Genomic DNA, 17,874 nt, shown 5'->3' on the forward strand with positions numbered 1-17,874 from the left:
AGGGGCGGGTTGAACCCCGTCTGACACAAAACTCAGACTGCGCGGGCGATCCGCGCAGTTTTCGCCCCAAAAGGACCGGAAATGACCGACGCAAGCATCAATGCCAGCACAGTGACCGCCCGGGCGGACGAGGCCGGCTTTGGCGATTACTTCGCCCTGCTGAAGCCGCGCGTGATGTCGCTGGTCGTGTTCACGGCATTGGTCGGTTTGTTGGCGGCGCCTGTTCCTGTCCATCCCTTCGTCGGTTTTTGCGCCATCCTGTTCATCGCTATCGGCGGCGGAGCATCAGGCGCGCTGAACATGTGGTGGGACGCGGATATCGACCGTGTCATGAAGCGCACCAAGTCCCGCCCGATCCCTTCTGGCAAGGTCGAGGAAGGCGAGGCGCTGGCCGTTGGTCTGGCTCTGTCGGGTCTGTCGGTGATCATGCTGGGCCTTGCGACCAACTGGTTCGCAGGCGCGTTTCTGGCCTTCACCATCTTCTTCTATGTTGTCGTCTACACGATGTGGCTGAAGCGTTCGACGCCGCAGAACATCGTGATCGGTGGCGCAGCTGGCGCGTTCCCTCCGGTGATTGGCTGGGTGGCCGCCACGGGATCGATGTCGGTCGAGCCTTGGCTGATGTTTGCCCTGACCTTCATGTGGACGCCGCCGCATTTCTGGGCGCTGGCCCTGTTCATGCGCTCGGACTATGACGACGCGGGCGTGCCGATGCTGACCGTCACCCACGGTCGCCGGGCGACACGTGTCCATATCCTAGTCTATACAGCACTGCTGGCCCTGCTGGCCGTCGGAACTGCATTTTCGGGCATTGGCGGCCCGATCTATCTGACCGTTGCATTGGTTCTGAACATCCTGTTCCTGCGGGGCGCGTGGAAAATCTCGCGCCGGACCGAGGACGATTCCGAGGCCGATAACTTCAAGGTTGAACGCGGTTTCTTCAAGCTGTCGCTGCTGTATCTGTTCCTGCATTTCGGTGCCGTTCTGGCTGAAGCCTTGCTAAAACCCTATGGTCTGGGGGGATGGTCATGAGCCTTCGCAAAGACCACGAGCTGCATCAGCGCCGGTTCAGCCGCAATCTGGGTGTGGGCCTGACGCTGGCTGCCTTTATCGTGATTATCTTTGGCCTGACCATCGTCAAGGTCTCGGGCACTGATTTCAACAGGGCGACGCAAGAGGTTCAGAACTGATGGCGTTGTCCGGTCCTCAGAAAACGGTTGTCCAGACCGTCGGCGTGGTTGTCCTGATGGGCAGTCTCGCCTGGGCATCGGTGCCGTTTTACAACTGGTTCTGCCGGGTGACCGGATTTGGCGGCACCACTGGTGTTGCCGAAACCGCCCCCGATACCATTCTGGATCGCACAGTTACCATCCGCTTTGACGCGTCCAAGGCCAAGGATATGGAATGGGAGTTCAAGCCGGTCGTGCGCGAGATGGATGTGCGCATCGGCGAAACCGGCCTCGCCTTTTACGAGGCCTATAACCCGACAGACCGCCCCATTGCCGGGCAGGCGTCTTACAACGTGGCCCCCTATTCTGCGGGTGGGTATTTCCAGAAGATTGCCTGTTTCTGCTTTGAAGAACAGGTGCTGCAACCTGGCGAACGCGTTGAGATGCCAGTGACGTTCTTCGTCGACCCGGAAATGGTCGAGGATCTTGAAGCCAAGTATGTTCATACGATCACGCTGTCGTATACATTCTACGAAATTGACCTGCCCGAGGGCTATGCCGCCCTCGATGCGCAGGCAGATACAAACACGAACTAACGCCTGTAGGTGAGGGACGCTGATGGCACACGCTAAAAACCACGATTATCACATTCTGGCCCCGTCGATCTGGCCTCTGATCGGCGCCGTCGGCGGCTTTGTCATGCTGTTCGGAGCCGTTCTCTGGATGCAAGGCATCACGCCCTTCATGTTCTGGGCCGGTCTGGCAGCGGTGCTTTATACGATGTTCGCCTGGTGGTCGGATGTGGTCGCAGAAAGCCGTCAGGGCGATCACACGCCTGTTGTCCGCATCGGTCTGCGTTACGGCTTCATCCTGTTCGTCATGTCCGAGGTGATGTTCTTTTTCGCCTGGTTCTGGTCGTTCTTCAAACATCGCATGTACCCGATGTACGACTATGCAGGCACCGAATACATCCAGCCGGATATTCATGCCGTTGACCCGTTCCACTTGCCGCTGATCAACACTCTGGTCCTGTTGCTGTCAGGCTGTGCGATCACCTGGGCGCACCATGCACTGGTGCATGACAATGACCGCAAGGCGCTGATCAATGGTCTGGCCATTGGCATCGTGCTGGGCATCGCCTTTACCTTCTTGCAGGGCTATGAATACGCCGAACTGCTCAAGCATGAAGGCTGGGAATTCGGCGGCGACCAGTTCTATTCCAACTTCTTCATGGCAACGGGTTTCCACGGCGCACATGTGATCATCGGGACGATCTTCCTGACCGTCTGCCTGATCCGCGCGCTGAAGGGTGACTTCACCCCGGAAAAACACGTCGGGTTCGAAGCTGCGGCTTGGTACTGGCACTTCGTCGACGTTGTCTGGCTGTTCCTGTTCTTTGCCGTCTACATCTGGGGCCAGGCTCCGCTGATGTAGCGCCGGTCAGGCCGATCAATTGCAAAAGCCGCCCCAAGGGGCGGCTTTTTCTCTATGCGGGGCGCAAGATTGCGCCCCATACAATTGCGTGGTTGCAATTCAGCCCGCACGCCCCTTAACAAGACGCCGGTTCCTGAAAAGAAGTTTGGTCCTGACATGCGCCGTATCCTGTTTCTGCTGATCTTCGGCCTCGCCGGTTTGGGCGTGCTGCTGTCGCTGGGCATCTGGCAGGTGCAGCGCCTGGCGTGGAAGCAGGACGTTCTGGCCGAGATCGAAGATCGGATCTCGGCCACGCCGGTTTCCCTGCCGCCGCAGGTTTCGGTGGATCAAGACAAATACCTGCCGGTAACGGCGTCGGGCGAGATGGAGCCTGCGGAGATCCATGTTCTTGTGTCGCTCAAACAGGTCGGTGCGGGGTATCGTATCATTCAGCCGTTCAATACCGAGGGCCGGACCATTCTGATTGACCGGGGGTTCATCCCGACCACGGCCAAACAGGCCGGGCGGCGCAACGGCCAAATGGAGATTACCGGCAATCTGCATTGGCCAGATGAAATCGACAGTTACACGCCCGCACCTGATCTCGATGCCAACATCTGGTTCGCCCGCGATGTGCCCGCGCTTGCGGCTGCACTGGGCGCGGAGCCTGTTCTGCTGATCGCCCGTTCGCAAACCGACCCGAATGTGACACCGCTGCCGGTGGACACGGCGGGCATACCAAACGATCACCTGCAATATGCAATCACCTGGTTTGGTCTGGCTCTGGTCTGGGCAGCGATGACCGGGTACTTCCTGTGGCGCAGCCGTGCCAATTCTGAAAGTGACGCGACATGAAATATATCTCGACCCGTGGGCAGGCGCCCGAACTGACGTTTGAAGAGGCAATGTTGACCGGACTTGCCCGCGACGGTGGCCTGTATCTGCCCGCCGAAATCCCGGTGATATCGCAGGACGAGATCTCGGCGCTGGCCGGATTACCCTATGAAGAAATCGCATTCCGCGTGATGTGGCCCTATGTCAGCGGCTCATTCGCCGAGGCTGAGTTCAAGGCGATCATCGCCCGCGCTTATGAAGGTTTCGGCCACGATGCCCGCGCGCCATTGAAGCAGCTGAACGAGAACCACTTCCTGCTGGAACTGTTCCACGGCCCCACACTGGCCTTCAAGGACTTTGCCATGCAGCTGATCGGCCAGTTGTTCCAGGTGGCGCTGAAACGCCGTGGTGACCGTGTGACCATCGTCGGCGCGACCAGTGGGGATACCGGTTCAGCCGCGATCGAGGCGTTTCGCGGGCTGGACGCGGTGGATGTGTTCATCCTGTTTCCCCATGGCCGCGTGTCCGAGGTGCAGCGTCGACAGATGACGACGCCTGCGGACAGCAATGTACATGCTCTGGCCGTGGATGGCGATTTCGACGATTGTCAGGCTGCGCTGAAAGACATGTTCAACGATTTCGACTTCCGCGATGGAGTGAAACTGGCGGGTGTGAACTCGATCAACTTTGCCCGCGTCTTGGCGCAGATCGTTTATTACTTCTCGGCCGCCGTCAGTCTCGGCGCGCCGCATCGCAAGGTCAGCTTCACGGTGCCAACCGGCAACTTTGGTGACATCTTCGCGGGTTATCTGGCCAAGCGTATGGGGCTGCCGATTGACCGCCTTGTAGTGGCGACCAACCAGAACGACATTCTGCATCGCTGCCTGACAGGCGAGGGGTATTTCAAGGGTGAAACCATCCCTTCGATCAGCCCGTCGATGGATATTCAGGTCAGCTCGAATTTCGAACGCGCGCTCTATTATGCCTATGGCGAAGATGGCGGGGCCGTCGCACAATTGATGGATGAGCTGAAAAAGGGTGGTTTCAATATCAGCCAGGGTGCGATGGAAGCGCTGCGTGAGAATTTCGATTCGGGCCGTGTGTCCGAAGAGGAAACGTTGGCCACGATCAAATCCACGCTGGCGCACAGTGCCGAACTGGTCTGCCCGCACACCGCCGTGGGCATCAAGGTTGCCGAAGAGCACCGCGCGGCAGACGTTCCGATGATCACGCTGGCCACCGCGCACCCGGCGAAATTCCCGGCCGCGGTCGAGAAGGCGAGTGGCGAACATCCGCCTCTTCCCTCCCGCATGTCTGATCTGTATGAACGTCCGGAACGGGTGACCCGCATCGCCAATGATCTGGTTGCCCTTGAGGATCATATAAAAAGGCACATCGCTGAGTGACTGTCAGACAAGACCAACTGAAGAACGGGTTTCGTATCGTCAGTGAGCACATGCCGGGGCTGCAATCAGCGGCCATCGGCATCTGGGTAACCGCCGGTGGGCGGCATGAGCGGATCGAGCAGAACGGCATCGCGCATTTCCTTGAGCATATGGCGTTCAAGGGAACCGAGCGCCGTTCGGCCTTGCAGATTGCCGAGGCGATCGAGGATGTGGGCGGCTATATCAACGCCTATACCTCGCGCGAGGTGACGGCGTATTATGCACGCGTTCTGAAGGACGACGTAGCGCTGGCGATGGATGTCATCGGCGACATCGTTCTGAACCCGGTTTTCGATCCGCGCGAGATCGAGGTCGAGCGGGGCGTGATCCTTCAGGAAATCGGTCAGGCCCATGACACGCCCGACGATGTGATCTTTGACTGGCTGCAGGAGCAGAGCTATCACGACCAGCCCCTGGGCCGGACGATCCTGGGCCCAACGGAGCGGGTGAGTGCCTTCTCGCGTGAGGATCTGTCGGGCTTTGTGACGGAACATTATGGCCCCGAACAGATGATCCTGTCTGCAGCAGGTGCTGTGGATCACGATATGCTGATGAAACTGGCCGAAGAGATGTTTGGCCATCTGCAATCCCGTAAGGGTCTGATCCCCGAGGTTGCACGCTTTACCGGTGGCGAAGCCCGGCAGGTAAAAGAGCTGGAACAGGCGCATTTCGCTCTGGCGCTGGAAAGCCCCGGCTATCGCGACGATGCGATCTATACGGCGCAGATCTATTCGACCGCATTGGGCGGTGGCATGTCTTCGCGCCTGTTTCAGGAAGTGCGTGAAACACGTGGGCTGTGCTACACGATCTTTGCGCAGACCGGTGCCTATGCCGATACCGGAACAACCACGATCTATGCCGGAACCTCGGCCAATCAGGTGGCCGAGCTGGCGACGATCACGATCGATGAGATGAAGCGCGCCGCCGAGGACATGAGCCCCGAAGAGGTCGCCCGTGCCCGCGCCCAGATGAAGGCCGGGATGCTGATGGGGCTGGAAAGCCCGTCGAATCGGGCTGAGCGTCTGGCGCGGCTGGTGCAGATCTGGGGACGGGTACCTTCGCTGGAAGACACGGTCGCCAAGATCGATGCGGTCAGCACCGAAGACGTGCGCGCCTTTGCCGAAACCATGGCTGTTCAGGCCCCGGCGGCGCTGGCGCTTTACGGACCGGTCGCAGACGCACCGACATTGGCGGACTTGCAGGAGAGGCGTGCAGCGTGATGCTGTTGGGCAGACGCAAGCTGAAACTCGAGACCGCGCGGCTCAGCTTGCGCCCGCCTGTACATTCCGATTTCAATGATTGGGCAGCGTTGCGGCGCGCCTCAAAAGGTTACCTGACCCCGTGGGAGCCGATCTGGGCCAAGGATCACCTGAGCCGCAAATCCTTTACCAATCGGGTCTACTGGGCTCAGCGCTCGGTCGCGAGTGGTACAGCAATCCCGCTGTTCCTGTTTCGCCGTGAAGACAATGTGTTGGTCGGGGCGATCACGCTGGACAATATTCGGCGCGGCCCTGCGCAGGCCGGAACCCTGGGTTACTGGACCGGTGAATCCTTTGCCCGTCAGGGATACATGCGCGAAGCGATCGGCGCGATGGTGCATCACGCCTTTACCCGTCTGGATCTGAGCCGGATCGAAGCCGCGTGCCTGCCGGAAAACCGGGCGTCGCGCGGTTTGCTGGAAAGCTCAGGCTTCAAATATGAAGGCGTGGCGCAGTCATATCTACAGATCAACGGGCGATGGCGGACGCATGTTCTCTATGCCAGCCTGCGGTCCGACCGGCGTGGCAAGACAGACGCGGGCTAGGGGGCTCTGCCCCCGCCGCGGCAAGCCGCACCTCCCCCGGGATATTTTTGGCCAGATGAACAAGGGGCATGACTTGGTGGCGATCTGCGCTACACTTCGGGTATGCGCTGGTTGGTTGCAGCATTGATGGTGATTTCGGGCGGGGCCGTGGCGCAGGAGCGACGGCCGAGCCATTGTATCGCCATCGCCGACGCGGCGCCGGGGATCGAATATCTGCACAAAGCCGCGTGGCAGGACCCGGTACCGGAGTTTTCGGTGCGCATCAGCTATGTCGCGCATGCCGCCTTTATGATCCAGACCCGTGGCGGGTTGAATGTGGTGACCGATTTTACCGGGTTCATCGGGGGTGCCGATCTGATTCCCGATGTGGTGACGATGAACCATGCCCATGACACCCATTGGACGGCGCATCCCGACCCGGCGATCCCGCATGTCCTGCCGGGATGGGGAGAGTTCGGGCAAGGAATCGAACATCATCTGGATCTGGGCGAGATGCTGATACGCAATGTCCCGACCGATATCCGCTCGGCCTATGGCGGGGTAGAGGAACGCGGCAACTCGATCTTCGTGTTCGAGGTCGAAGGTCTGTGCATCGGTCATCTGGGACATTTGCATCATGTACCTTCAGACGAACAGTTTGCTGCGCTGGGTCGGTTGGATGTGGTCATGGCCGCCGTTGATGGCGGAACAACCATGCCCTTGCCTGACATGATCTCGGTTCTGAAGCGGCTGAAAAGCTCGGTGATCGTTCCGATGCACTGGTTCTCGGAGTTTTCGCTGGATCGCTTCCTCGTGGATATCCGAGATGAGTTCCCGGTTGAACGTGACGGCGTGTCCGAGATCACCGTCTCACTGCGTGACTTGCCGGATCGGCCAACGGTTGTCGTGCTGGAGCCGCGCTATCTGATTGATCTGGAATAAGGCTTGCCGTGGAGGAATCGGTTGGGCATTGAAAGCGTATGAGTTTGAACCCCGCTGATGACCGCATTGCCACGCTGATCCGCTCGAAACTGGGCGATCAGGTGTTGCGCCCGGTGGCCGACCGGTATCTGGAAGAGCCGCGCGGGCGATTTGCCGGACAGGCTGGCCTGCTGGCCTTGCCCCGCACAACCGAGGAGGTCTCGGTACTGGTGCAGGTGGCGTGCGGGGAGCGCGTTCCGGTGGTGCCTTATGGTGGTGGAACCGGTCTGGTCGGGGGGCAGGTGATGCCGCACGGGCCAGCGCCCCTTGTGATTTCGCTGGAACGGATGACAGCCATCCGGTCCGTCTATTCCACTGAAAATGTGCTGATTGCCGAGGCCGGCGCCATTTTGCAGGACGTCCAAGCCGCGGCTGAAGCGCAAGACCGCCTGTTTCCCTTGACGCTGGCGGCGCAGGGATCCTGTCGGATCGGGGGCAACCTGTCCACCAATGCGGGAGGCGTCAACGTCTTGCGATATGGCAATGCGCGCGACCTGTGCCTTGGGCTCGAGGCCGTTCTGCCCAACGGTCAAATCTGGCACGGTCTCAGCCGGTTGCGAAAGGACAACACAGGCTATGACCTGCGCAACCTGCTGATCGGGGCAGAGGGCACGCTTGGGATCATCACTGCAGCTGCGCTCAAGCTGTTTCCCCGGCCTGCCGCGATCGGGACGGCGATGTTTCAGGTGGCGTCACCCGAAGCCGCCATTTCCCTGCTGGCTCTGGTGCATGATCGCGTGGGCGAGGCTGTCAGCACTTTCGAACTGATCCACCAGCAAGGGTTAGAGTTCTTGTCCGAGGTTCTGCCGGACGTCCGGCAACCGTTTAAGACACCGCCAGAGTGGAGCGTTCTGATCGAGTTGGGGCTGGCTCCGGGGCAGTCTCCGTCCGACGCGCTGGAGGATATCTTTGTCCGGGCGCAAGCACTTGGGCTGGTTCAGGATGGCGTGATTGCACAAAGCGAGGCGCAGCGCGGTGAGTTGTGGGCCGTGCGCGAGCGTATCCCCGAGGCCAACCGCCTGATCGGCTCGGTGTCGAGCCATGATATCTCGATCCCGATCTCAGGAATTCCGGATTTTGTGCGCCAAGGGGAAAAGGTGATTTCCAGTCTCGGGCCGTTCCGGATCAATTGCTTTGGCCATCTGGGGGATGGCAATCTGCATTACAATGTCTTTCCCCCGGAGGGGCAGCGCCGCGCGGAATTTGAAGGTCAGAGCGCCGTGGTCAAGCGGGCCGTGCATGATCTGGTCCACGCTTTTGACGGTTCGGTCAGCGCGGAACATGGCGTGGGCCGCATGAAAACGAGCGATCTGGAACGCTATGGCGATCCGGTAAAGCTGGATGCGATGCGGGCCGTCAAGGCGGCGCTGGACCCCCATGGCATCATGAACCCCGGCGCGGTTCTGAAGGCGTGAACCTTGCCCTGACCCCTGTTTCGCTATCCGAAGCTTGCCGCGTTAAAGCCCTTCGAATTCGCACAGGACATGCACGTCCATGCCCATATCTTCCAGCAGCTTGCGACCACCGAGGTCAGGCAGGTCGATAATGAACGCGCATGAGACGATCTCACCGCCCAAACGCTCGATCAGTTTGATGCCCGCCGCCGCAGTGCCGCCTGTGGCCAGCAGGTCGTCAACGACAAGGATTTTTTCGCCTGGCTGGATGGCGTCATCGTGGATCTCGACGATCGCTTCGCCATATTCCAGCTTGTAGTCCTGGCTGATCGTTGTGCCGGGCAGCTTGCCTTTCTTGCGGATCGGCACGAAACCCAGGCTCAGTTGATGCGCAATCGCACCCCCAAGGATAAAGCCCCGCGCCTCAAGACCGACAACCTTGTCGATGCGTTCCCCGGCATAGGGGTGCAGCATCTGGTCAATGGCCATCCGAAATCCGCGCGGGTCGGCAAACAGCGTCGTCACATCGCGAAACAGGATTCCTTCATGCGGGAAGTCGACAATCGTCCGGATGTAGTCTTTGACAGTCTTGTTCCTTGACATGAACCAACCTTTTTCCGCTTCAAATACCAAAACGTGTTTGGCCCAAGAGGGTTAGCCATGCAAGGAACAATTCATTCGCGCGATCACCAGCGGCGCTAAACCACAGCCTTGGGCAGCCCGTAATACCGGTGAAGTGTGACAGGTGGCAAAGACAAGTGCGGTTTACGCCAATTGCGTTGATTTCGCAAAAGAAAGGCTCGTGTGGTTCGAAGGTTCATTGCCATTTCCGTTCCGGTGCTGTTAAGTGCCAGATAACGACAATCACTATGCTATGTATACACAATGCATCGCCTAAAGTAACAAGCATTTGCTAGGAGCAACGCGCGTGCCAAAGAAAGACGGCAAGGGATCGACGAAGAAAAACAGCCAGCTGGTTCTGCGCCTGGACAAGGATGAACGCGACGCGTTTGTCGAGTTGTGCAGGGAGCTGGATACGTCTGCGGCCCGCGAAATCCGCCGGTTTATCCGCGGGTTCATGAAGGAAAACGCCGAAAACTGAAAAAGGGATCAGGCCGGACGGCGTAGAACTGCCGTAACGACACCCATCCCGATCAGGCTCAGCCCGCCAAACCGCGTCATCCCGGTGATCACGCTGGCACGGCCAATCAGCCGCCGCAACCGGTCGGCCAGCAACGCATAAGCCAGGGCATTCAGCCAGGCCAGTCCGACGAAAGTGGCGATCAGGATGGCAAATTGCGGTCCCAGAGGTTCAGCCGGGCGCAGGAACTGTGGCACAAAGGCGATGAAAAAGGCGATGGATTTCGGGTTCAGCGCGGTCACGGCAGCGGCGTGCCCAAACACATTGCGTGCCGTCACATCGCGGTCGGTATCGACCGCGTTCAGTCCGCCGGACGGTGCGCTGCGCAGCAGTTTAATCCCAAGCCAGACCAGATAGGCCGCACCGACCCATTTGAGGACGGAAAACAAGGTGGCCGAGGCCAGAACAAGCGCGCCCAGTCCCAACAAAGATGCGGTCATCGCCACAAGATCCCCCACAGCGACCCCTGTGGCCGAGGCCACGGCAACACTGCGCCCTTTGGACAGCGCATAGCTCAGCACCAACAGCACGGTCGGCCCCGGGATCAGCAGCAAGGCGGTGGAGGCGGCAACAAAGGCCAGCCAGAGTTCAAGCGACATGGTGTCTCCTGTAAAGGTGTCGTCACACCAAGCCCTTGTATGATGCCAACGTCAAGCATCTGCCTTGATCGTTTGGCTGTTTTTGAGGCGACAAGATCGAGCACCTGTGCGTTTCTCGCATCTGAATCGCAAAGCTCATAGATTTAGGCAGTGTGACAAGGACTTGAAGTTTGGATGAAGCTTTGCTCATTCATCTTGAAACGGTCCTGAACCTGCCCAGACTAAAAGGCACAACATTGCAGGAGGTAAAGGTGCAGATCCAAAGTACAGACGCCAATTCGTTGAAGCGGATCAATCGCATCAAACGGTTGCTGCTTGGCCTCATGCTGGCCGGGGGCGTCGTGTATGGGATCATCGTTGGATACATGTACTTCAACCAGCAATCGCTGCTTTACAAGCCAGATGGTGAATTGCCTGATCCAGCCTCGGTTTCTTTGGCGGATATCGATGTGCTTTCACTGCCTATGTCCGATGGTACGGTTCTGACGGTTTGGGCCGCGCCGGCAGCCGTCGAAGGTGCCCCGACCGTATTGTTCTTTCACGGCCAGAGCGGCAATCTGAGCGACCGCGCGGCCCGATTTCAAGAGATACTGAACAGTGGCTACGGGCTTCTGGCGCCCAGCTTTCGCGGGTTTCCGGGAAGTACAGGCGCGCCGTCCCAAGCAGGTTTGATCTCGGACGGTTTAGAGTTGTTTGACCATTTGCGTAGGGCCGGAGAGCCAGTTGTTCTACACGGCCAAAGCCTTGGTACAGGAGTGGCTGCGGCGGTTGCGGCGCAACGGCCCGAGGCCGAGATGCTGGTGCTGGAAGCGCCATTTACTGCGACTGTGGATGTGGCGGCTGAACGCTATCCTTGGTTGCCCGTAGCGTCACTGATGCGCGACCAGTTTGCCACCCGCGACATCATCGGGACAATCGAGATGCCGACGTTGATCTTCCACGGCACAGATGATCAAACCGTTCCAGTGCATCACGGCGCGCGCCTTGCCGAGATGGGCGGTGAGAGGGTCGAGTTTTTCTCGATTCCCGGCGGAACCCACAACGACTTGTGGTCATACGGCCTGTGGCAGACCGTTCAAGACCGCCTGCCACAGAACTGATTTCAGAGAATTCGCCCGGCCACCGCGTCCAGCTTGGCCAGCAGCGCCGGATCGCGCTTTTCGGGTGCGGTGAGGATAGCATATTCCAGCGCCCGGTCACAGCCATGCGGGCAGGGCGCGCGGTCAGCCCCCAACAGGGCGGGAAGGCCCTTGACCAGTGCACGGCCCTTGTCGGCATTGCCGGTCAGGGTCGCAATGATGGTGGTCACATCCACCTCACCATGTTCCGGGTGCCAGCTGTCATAATCCGTAACCATCGCGATCGAGGCATAACAAAGCTCGGCTTCGCGAGCGAGCTTGGCTTCGGGCATATTGGTCATGCCGATCACGTCGCAGCCCCATTGCTCGCGATACATCTTCGATTCCGCAAGAGAAGAAAACTGCGGCCCTTCCATCGCCAGATAGGTGCCGCCGCGATGGATCGTGATACCGGCAGCCTTGCCCGCGGTCTCACAGGCGTCCGACAGGCGCGGGCAGGTCGGATGCGCAACACTGACATGGGCGACGCAGCCTGTTCCGAAAAAGCTCTTGTCGCGCGCAAATGTCCGGTCGATGAACTGATCGACGATGACAAAATCGCCCGGTGCCATGTGATCGCGAAACGACCCGCAGGCCGAGACCGATATCACATCCGTCACACCAAGCCGTTTCAGCGCGTCGATATTGGCGCGATAGGGCACATCGGTGGGCGAATGCACATGCCCGCGCCCATGGCGCGGTAGAAAGGCCATCGCGACACCGTCCAGCGACCCGGTCAGGATCTGATCCGAAGGTGCCCCCCAAGGGGTATCGACACTGACCCAGTCCGCATTTTCCAGCCCATCGATGTCATAGATGCCTGATCCGCCGATAACGGCAATCCTGGTTTGGGTCACTGTCCTGCTCCGCCTGAGATACTGATATTGAATTTGTGCGGGTTCGACCCGAAATTGACAAGAGGTCTATTCCTGTTTTGCCAGCAGGTTACGCTGTTGAGATTGCGTGTTGAAATCCGTCCAGGCGGCTCCAAACTCATCCAGAGGCCACGTCAGGTCTTGCGATTGACCATGCCTGTCACGAAACTCAAAACGATACGCATCCCCGTTCAGCATGGCATCCAGCAGGCCGTCGGCGCGATGATCCTCGAACGTACAGCTTAACCCTGTCAGGCAACCGGGACGCCGCGAGCGCCAGATCACATCCTGATCTTTCTCTATGCGGAATCCAGAAGGGTTGAAGAAGGTACCCGGCTCAATTCCAAACTCGATTTTGAATCCATCTGGCTCAGGTGTGATGAACATGAACTGCGCCGCAAATTTCGGACGCAAGGAAAACACCTCAGCGCGCCTTATGTAACAGCGCTGCACCAAAGCACCGGCTTCTTCACGCTCGTCACAAATCGAATTCCAGATGCCGAAAATCTCATGATGCGTGACACGCCAGTTTCCGGCGGTGTCATTCCCTTGCAAATCCTGTGCAAAGGCGGGCAGGGCCGAAAGAAATATGAGGGCAATCCAACGCATAAACTCACATTTGGGTGCTTGATCCGGGCGCCGCAAATCACGTTGCCGAGAGGCAAGTTATGCGCTGTGCGCATGGCTGCATCCCACCTCCTGCGGTGGCTTAACAGCGGCGCGCCCGCTACAACGACCCCTTCGCGCGAACATAATATCCTATAGGACTGTCCAATGCCCCGAGCCTTGCTGGCAAGTTTTGCCAACCGTATCGCCATACCCGATCTGCGCTGGGTGCCGGATGAGGGGCTGACCTTCTCTCGCCTGCGGATCGAGCTGCTGTCCGGCCTGACCGTGGCCCTCGCGCTGGTGCCCGAGGCCGTGGCCTTTGCTTTTGTGGCAGGCGTGCATCCGCTGGTGGGCCTCTATGCCGCGTTCCTTGTGGGGCTCATCACCGCGTTGATCGGCGGGCGACCCGGCATGATCTCGGGAGCGACGGGCGCGCTGGCGGTCGTCATGGTGGCTTTGGTGGCCGAACATGGGGTCGAATACCTGTTCGCGACGGTGGTTCTGATGGGGATCCTCCAGGTTATCGCCGGGGCGATGCACTGGGGCCGCTTCATCCGACTGGTGCCGCACCCGGTGATGCTGGGCTTTGTGAATGGCTTGGCCATCGTGATCTTTCTGGCCCAGATGGGCCAGTTCAAGGTGCCGGGTACCATGGAAAACACCGGTCACGGCATGGGTGGTGGAGAATGGCTCTCGGGTGCGCAGCTATACACCATGCTAGGCCTTGTAGCACTGACAATGGCGGTGATCTGGGTGGTGCCGCGCATCACGCGTCTCATTCCAGCACCTTTGGCCGGTATTCTGGTTGTCGCTGCGCTGGTGATCGGTCTGGGGCTGGATGTCCCGCGCGTCGGTGATCTGGCCTCGATCGAAGGTGGCCTGCCTGCCTTCCACATCCCGATGGTTCCGCTGAACTGGGGCACGCTTGAGATCATCCTGCCCTACGCCGTCATTCTGGCTGCGATTGGCCTGATCGAATCCCTGCTGACCCTGAACCTTGTGGGCGAGATCACCGGCAAGCGCGGCGGGGCTTCTCAGGAATGTATCGCGCAAGGTGCGTCGAATATCGTGACCGGCTTTTTCGGTGGCATGGGTGGCTGCGCGATGATCGGTCAGTCGATGATCAACGTGAAATCCGGTGGCCGGACCCGCATCGCGGGGATCGCTGCGGCGCTGTTTCTGCTGACCTTCATCTTGTTTGCCTCACCGCTGATCGAACAGATCCCGCTGGCCGCGCTGGTTGGGGTGATGTTCATGGTGGTGATCGGCACCTTTGCGTGGAACTCGTTCAAGATCCTGCGCAAGGTTCCACTGACCGACGCCTTTGTCATCGTTCTGGTCACTGTCGTGACGGTGATGGAAGACCTCGCGGTGGCGGTTGTTGTCGGCGTCATTGTCTCGGCTCTGGCCTATGCTTGGAACAACGCCAAGCGCATCCACGCGGTCACCCGCGACTCGGCGACCGAAAAAGGGGCGAAGGTCTATGAAATCCAGGGACCGCTGTTCTTTGGGTCATCGGATGGCTTTATCGAACTTTTCGATGTGCCGAATGACCCGGAAACCGTCATCGTCGATTTCGCTGAAAGCCGTGTGGTGGACCAGTCGGCATTGCAAGCCATCGAAAACATCGCGGCCAAATACGAGGCCGCGGGTAAACGCGTCATGCTGCGCCACCTGAGCCGGGATTGCCACAAGCTGTTGAACAAGGCAGGCCACCTGATGGTCGACAGTGATGATGACCCGGATTATGAACTTGCCGTCGATTATTCGGTCCGTACCGGCATTCTGGGCGGCCACTGATCCTTTTGCGAGGCTCTGCCTCGCGCTCCGGGATATTTGAAGCCAGATGAAAGAAGGATCCCTGCTTCATCTGGCCAAAAAATATCCCGGGGGAGCCGCCCGGAACGGGCGGTGGGGGCAGAGCCCCCGACAACCTCAATCATCCGGGCGATTGAGCGAGAACAGCTCGGACACGACCGAATAGTCCCGGTATCCAAGCCGCGCCAGAGGTTTGAACGAGGTTACGTCGAACTTGCCCTCCCGGATGTGGTCGTCGAGCAGATGCACGCCTGTCACTTCGCCAAACACGACGCGGTTGGCCGCGCCGGGCAGGGTCACGATCTGGGTGAGCTTGCATTCCAACGCCGCCGGGGCACCTTGTACACGGGCACAGGGGATGGTTTCGCATTCGACCGGTGTTAATCCGGCATGGGCAAACTCGTCCACCTCCTTCGGAAGGCTGGCCGAGCTGGCGTTCATGGCATCCTGATGCGCATTGGCCACTACATTCACGCAGAATACGCCAGTCGCCTCGATATTGGCGATACTGTCCTTGCCGCCGACCTGATCGTGTTTCGTGCCGGTTGTGGCAAACATCACCTGCGGTGGTGAGTAAGCCACCCCGTTGAAAAAGGAATAGGGTGCCAGATTGTTGATCCCATCCGCATCACGGGTCGAGATCCAGCCGATCGGGCGTGGCGTGATAATGGCATTGAATGGGTTGTGCGGCAGGCCGTGGCCGTCTTCAGGGCGGTAGAACATCATATCTCCAAGCGTTTGCCCAAGGCGTAACGAAGTGCTAGGGCGATTTCCAGCAAGGAAAAGAGGGCAAACGTGCAGCAATTCGGGATCAGGCCGGAAGAGCCGGACGATTGGTGGGAAGTCGAGGCCCTATACGATCTGTGCTTTGCGCCGGGCCGTGAGGCGTTGTCGTCCTACCGGTTGCGCGATGATGTGCCGCCGGTAGCTGGTCTGTCTCTGGTCGCGCGCGACGGTCAGGGCATTCTGGCCGGGGCAATCCGCTTCTGGCCTGTCCATGTCGGCGAACACGATGCATTGTTGCTGGGGCCCGTTGCCGTGCACCCTACTCATCAGGGCGAGGGTCTGGGCGGGTATCTGATCCATGCCGGTGTTGAAGCCGGGCGCAAACTCGGATGGCAGCGGGTCATGCTGGTCGGTGACGAACCCTATTACAGGCGATTTGGTTTTGCGCGGCTGCAAGGTGTCGAGATGCCGCCGCCCACCAACCCGGACCGGGTGCTGGGGCTGGAACTGACGCCCGGGGTCTGGTCCGGAGTTCATGGGGCCGTCACCCGCTGGACCCGCTGACCTATTGAATCGACACGGTTCAACGCCGATGTTGATAGGCAGGAGGACGCACATGCAGAACGTGGTTCTTGTCGAAAACGTGGATGCCGAGGCTGAACTGGATCGTTTGGCGGGTTATTACCGATCTGCCGGAGGGGCCGGTGTCAAACTGCTGAACAAGCTGGGCGGATCAGCCGAGTCACTGCTTGAGCAATTGCCCGAACCAGTTCGGAACGGCCTGACAGGGGCTACCGAGCAGGCGTTGTGGTTTGCGATGCACGCGGCTCAGGGGTCCCGGCTTGCGATCCCTGATCAGCAGCCCTGGGTCAATACCGCGCTTGCCACGGCCATGGGTGCGGCCGGTGGGCTGGGCGGTGTATCAACAGCCCTGATGGAGCTGCCTGCAACAACCGCCATGCTGCTGCGTGCCATTCAGGGGGCCGCCGCGCGCGAAGGTTTCGACCCGTCCGCCGAGAACGTGAAGTTCGATTGTGTGCGGGTTTTGTCCGCATCGGGTCCGCTGTCGCATGATGACGGAGCGGATTTCGGCTTTTTCTCGGTGCGCCTGACACTGACCGGTCCGGCCATGCAGCGTCTGATTGCTGCCGTGGCACCACGCTTTTCGATCGTTCTGGGGCAAAAACTAGCGGCACAGTCCGTCCCGGTGCTCGGCGCATTGGCTGGTGGTGGAACGAACTATGTCTATTCGCGCTATTACCAGCAGATCGCGCGTGTGCATTTCGGCCTGCGAAGACTGGCGGTTGACGCCGATATCTCGCATGACGAGCTGGTGAAGCAGCTGTCAGCCCGCATGTGATCAACAAATGCTCCGTCACGCCAGACTTGGCGGACACCACTTCATATGGTAGTTTTTCAAGGGGTGGGCGCTAAATAGGCGTGTCATGCGCGCCTATAAGGCCAAAGGGTCCGTTGCCCGAACAAAAGGTGCTTCGCGCAATGAATGCAAGACCGGTGCCGCGTGTATTGACTGAGACTGCGGAACCCCCTGTTTTGCGGCAATCCTCTGCCCTGTGTTATCGGATCCGGCATGGCCAGCCAGAGGTTTTGCTGATCACGACGCGCCGGGCCCAGCGCTGGATTATCCCCAAGGGGTGGCTCATCCCCGGGCTGACCCCATCAGAAACCGCAGTGCAGGAAGCTTGGGAAGAAGCGGGCGTGACGGGGCGATGCAGCACAGCGGGGCTGGGGCAGTTTCTGCACCTCAAGCATAGCCCAAATCAGCCCCCGACCTTGATACTGGTTGATGTTTTTGCGCTGCATGTACAGGTTATGTCGCAGGATTTCCCTGAACAGCACGAGCGCAGGCGCAAGTGGTTTGCGCCTAAAAAGGCAGCTCAAAAGGTCGGATCACCCGAGCTAGCCGATTTGTTACGCGACTTTAAGACATATACACATTAAGATAGTT

General features: G+C 59.4%; 21 protein-coding genes. 16 read left to right on the top strand and 5 right to left on the bottom strand.

All coding sequences use genetic code 11. The annotated features are described in order from the left end of the window. Positions 1-81 precede the first annotated feature (81 nt). From cyoE to AC2FLU_RS13685, 10 genes are all read left to right on the top strand, one after another. Positions 82-1,032 carry a heme o synthase gene (gene cyoE, locus AC2FLU_RS13640; RefSeq protein ID WP_480518862.1) on the top strand — a complete coding sequence of 317 codons (951 nt, stop codon included), beginning with the start codon at positions 82-84 and terminating at the stop codon, positions 1,030-1,032. After that, positions 1,029-1,190, top strand: a complete 162-nt coding sequence (locus AC2FLU_RS13645) for a cytochrome c oxidase system small membrane protein (protein ID WP_267363054.1) — start codon at positions 1,029-1,031, stop codon at positions 1,188-1,190. Before cyoE ends, AC2FLU_RS13645 begins: the two co-directional genes overlap by 4 nt. Further along, positions 1,190-1,765 carry a cytochrome c oxidase assembly protein gene (locus AC2FLU_RS13650; RefSeq protein WP_480484379.1) on the top strand — a complete coding sequence of 192 codons (576 nt, stop codon included), beginning with the start codon at positions 1,190-1,192 and terminating at the stop codon, positions 1,763-1,765. Before AC2FLU_RS13645 ends, AC2FLU_RS13650 begins: the two co-directional genes overlap by 1 nt. Positions 1,766-1,787: 22 nt before the next feature. Next, positions 1,788-2,603 carry a cytochrome c oxidase subunit 3 gene (locus AC2FLU_RS13655; RefSeq protein WP_209505605.1) on the top strand — a complete coding sequence of 272 codons (816 nt, stop codon included), beginning with the start codon at positions 1,788-1,790 and terminating at the stop codon, positions 2,601-2,603. Between the two features lie 156 nt (positions 2,604-2,759). Continuing rightward, positions 2,760-3,437, top strand: a complete 678-nt coding sequence (locus tag AC2FLU_RS13660) for an SURF1 family protein (protein ID WP_496808857.1) — start codon at positions 2,760-2,762, stop codon at positions 3,435-3,437. Then, positions 3,434-4,822 carry a threonine synthase gene (gene thrC / locus AC2FLU_RS13665; protein WP_480554470.1) on the top strand — a complete coding sequence of 463 codons (1,389 nt, stop codon included), beginning with the start codon at positions 3,434-3,436 and terminating at the stop codon, positions 4,820-4,822. Before AC2FLU_RS13660 ends, thrC begins: the two co-directional genes overlap by 4 nt. Then, complete coding sequence (locus tag AC2FLU_RS13670; protein WP_480473691.1) at positions 4,819-6,081, top strand: M16 family metallopeptidase; 1,263 nt, start codon at positions 4,819-4,821, stop codon at positions 6,079-6,081. Before thrC ends, AC2FLU_RS13670 begins: the two co-directional genes overlap by 4 nt. After that, positions 6,081-6,665, top strand: coding sequence for a GNAT family N-acetyltransferase (locus AC2FLU_RS13675; RefSeq protein ID WP_209505614.1), 585 nt, complete (start codon positions 6,081-6,083; stop codon positions 6,663-6,665). The genes AC2FLU_RS13670 and AC2FLU_RS13675 overlap by 1 nt, the downstream gene beginning before the upstream one ends. A gap of 102 nt (positions 6,666-6,767) precedes the next feature. Continuing rightward, on the top strand, positions 6,768-7,586 hold the full coding sequence (locus AC2FLU_RS13680; protein ID WP_480554468.1) for an MBL fold metallo-hydrolase: 819 nt from the start codon (positions 6,768-6,770) through the stop codon (positions 7,584-7,586). A 38-nt stretch (positions 7,587-7,624) separates the two neighbouring features. Next, entirely contained in the window at positions 7,625-9,040 is a 1,416-nt protein-coding gene (locus AC2FLU_RS13685; protein ID WP_496808842.1) for an FAD-binding oxidoreductase, read from the top strand. Between the two features lie 42 nt (positions 9,041-9,082). On the opposite strand, the gene AC2FLU_RS13690 is transcribed toward AC2FLU_RS13685, so the two are convergent. Beyond that, positions 9,083-9,622, bottom strand: coding sequence for an adenine phosphoribosyltransferase (locus AC2FLU_RS13690; protein WP_480473688.1), 540 nt, complete (start codon positions 9,620-9,622; stop codon positions 9,083-9,085). A gap of 325 nt (positions 9,623-9,947) precedes the next feature. Between AC2FLU_RS13690 and AC2FLU_RS13695 the strand changes: the two genes are divergently transcribed. Further along, a complete protein-coding gene (locus AC2FLU_RS13695) occupies positions 9,948-10,121 on the top strand; it encodes a hypothetical protein (protein WP_209505622.1) in 174 nt (57 codons plus the stop codon). An 8-nt stretch (positions 10,122-10,129) separates the two neighbouring features. On the opposite strand, the gene AC2FLU_RS13700 is transcribed toward AC2FLU_RS13695, so the two are convergent. Next, positions 10,130-10,759, bottom strand: a complete 630-nt coding sequence (locus AC2FLU_RS13700; RefSeq protein ID WP_480495160.1) for a LysE family translocator — start codon at positions 10,757-10,759, stop codon at positions 10,130-10,132. A gap of 251 nt (positions 10,760-11,010) precedes the next feature. Here AC2FLU_RS13700 and AC2FLU_RS13705 point away from each other — a divergent pair, with 251 nt between their 5' ends. Next, complete coding sequence (locus AC2FLU_RS13705; protein ID WP_496808843.1) at positions 11,011-11,859, top strand: alpha/beta hydrolase; 849 nt, start codon at positions 11,011-11,013, stop codon at positions 11,857-11,859. A gap of 2 nt (positions 11,860-11,861) precedes the next feature. Here AC2FLU_RS13705 and AC2FLU_RS13710 read toward each other — a convergent pair whose 3' ends face one another. Beyond that, positions 11,862-12,734, bottom strand: a complete 873-nt coding sequence (locus AC2FLU_RS13710) for an S-methyl-5'-thioadenosine phosphorylase (protein ID WP_496808844.1) — start codon at positions 12,732-12,734, stop codon at positions 11,862-11,864. A gap of 66 nt (positions 12,735-12,800) precedes the next feature. Beyond that, entirely contained in the window at positions 12,801-13,361 is a 561-nt protein-coding gene (locus tag AC2FLU_RS13715; protein WP_496715633.1) for an invasion associated locus B family protein, read from the bottom strand. 165 nt (positions 13,362-13,526) lie between these two features. Between AC2FLU_RS13715 and AC2FLU_RS13720 the strand changes: the two genes are divergently transcribed. After that, entirely contained in the window at positions 13,527-15,161 is a 1,635-nt protein-coding gene (locus AC2FLU_RS13720) for a SulP family inorganic anion transporter (RefSeq protein ID WP_480518881.1), read from the top strand. Between the two features lie 135 nt (positions 15,162-15,296). On the opposite strand, the gene AC2FLU_RS13725 is transcribed toward AC2FLU_RS13720, so the two are convergent. Beyond that, complete coding sequence (locus AC2FLU_RS13725) at positions 15,297-15,902, bottom strand: flavin reductase family protein (protein ID WP_480473679.1); 606 nt, start codon at positions 15,900-15,902, stop codon at positions 15,297-15,299. A gap of 72 nt (positions 15,903-15,974) precedes the next feature. Between AC2FLU_RS13725 and AC2FLU_RS13730 the strand changes: the two genes are divergently transcribed. From AC2FLU_RS13730 to AC2FLU_RS13740, 3 genes are all read left to right on the top strand, one after another. Beyond that, on the top strand, positions 15,975-16,469 hold the full coding sequence (locus AC2FLU_RS13730; protein WP_480473678.1) for a GNAT family N-acetyltransferase: 495 nt from the start codon (positions 15,975-15,977) through the stop codon (positions 16,467-16,469). Positions 16,470-16,521: 52 nt separating this feature from the next. Then, positions 16,522-17,265 (top strand): EcsC family protein, encoded by a 744-nt coding sequence (locus AC2FLU_RS13735; RefSeq protein ID WP_480473676.1) that lies wholly within the window; start codon positions 16,522-16,524, stop codon positions 17,263-17,265. Between the two features lie 140 nt (positions 17,266-17,405). Beyond that, a complete protein-coding gene (locus tag AC2FLU_RS13740) occupies positions 17,406-17,867 on the top strand; it encodes an NUDIX hydrolase (protein ID WP_496808846.1) in 462 nt (153 codons plus the stop codon). Positions 17,868-17,874 lie beyond the last annotated feature (7 nt).

The sequence above is a fragment of the Ruegeria sp. SAZD013 genome, from assembly GCF_059612525.1.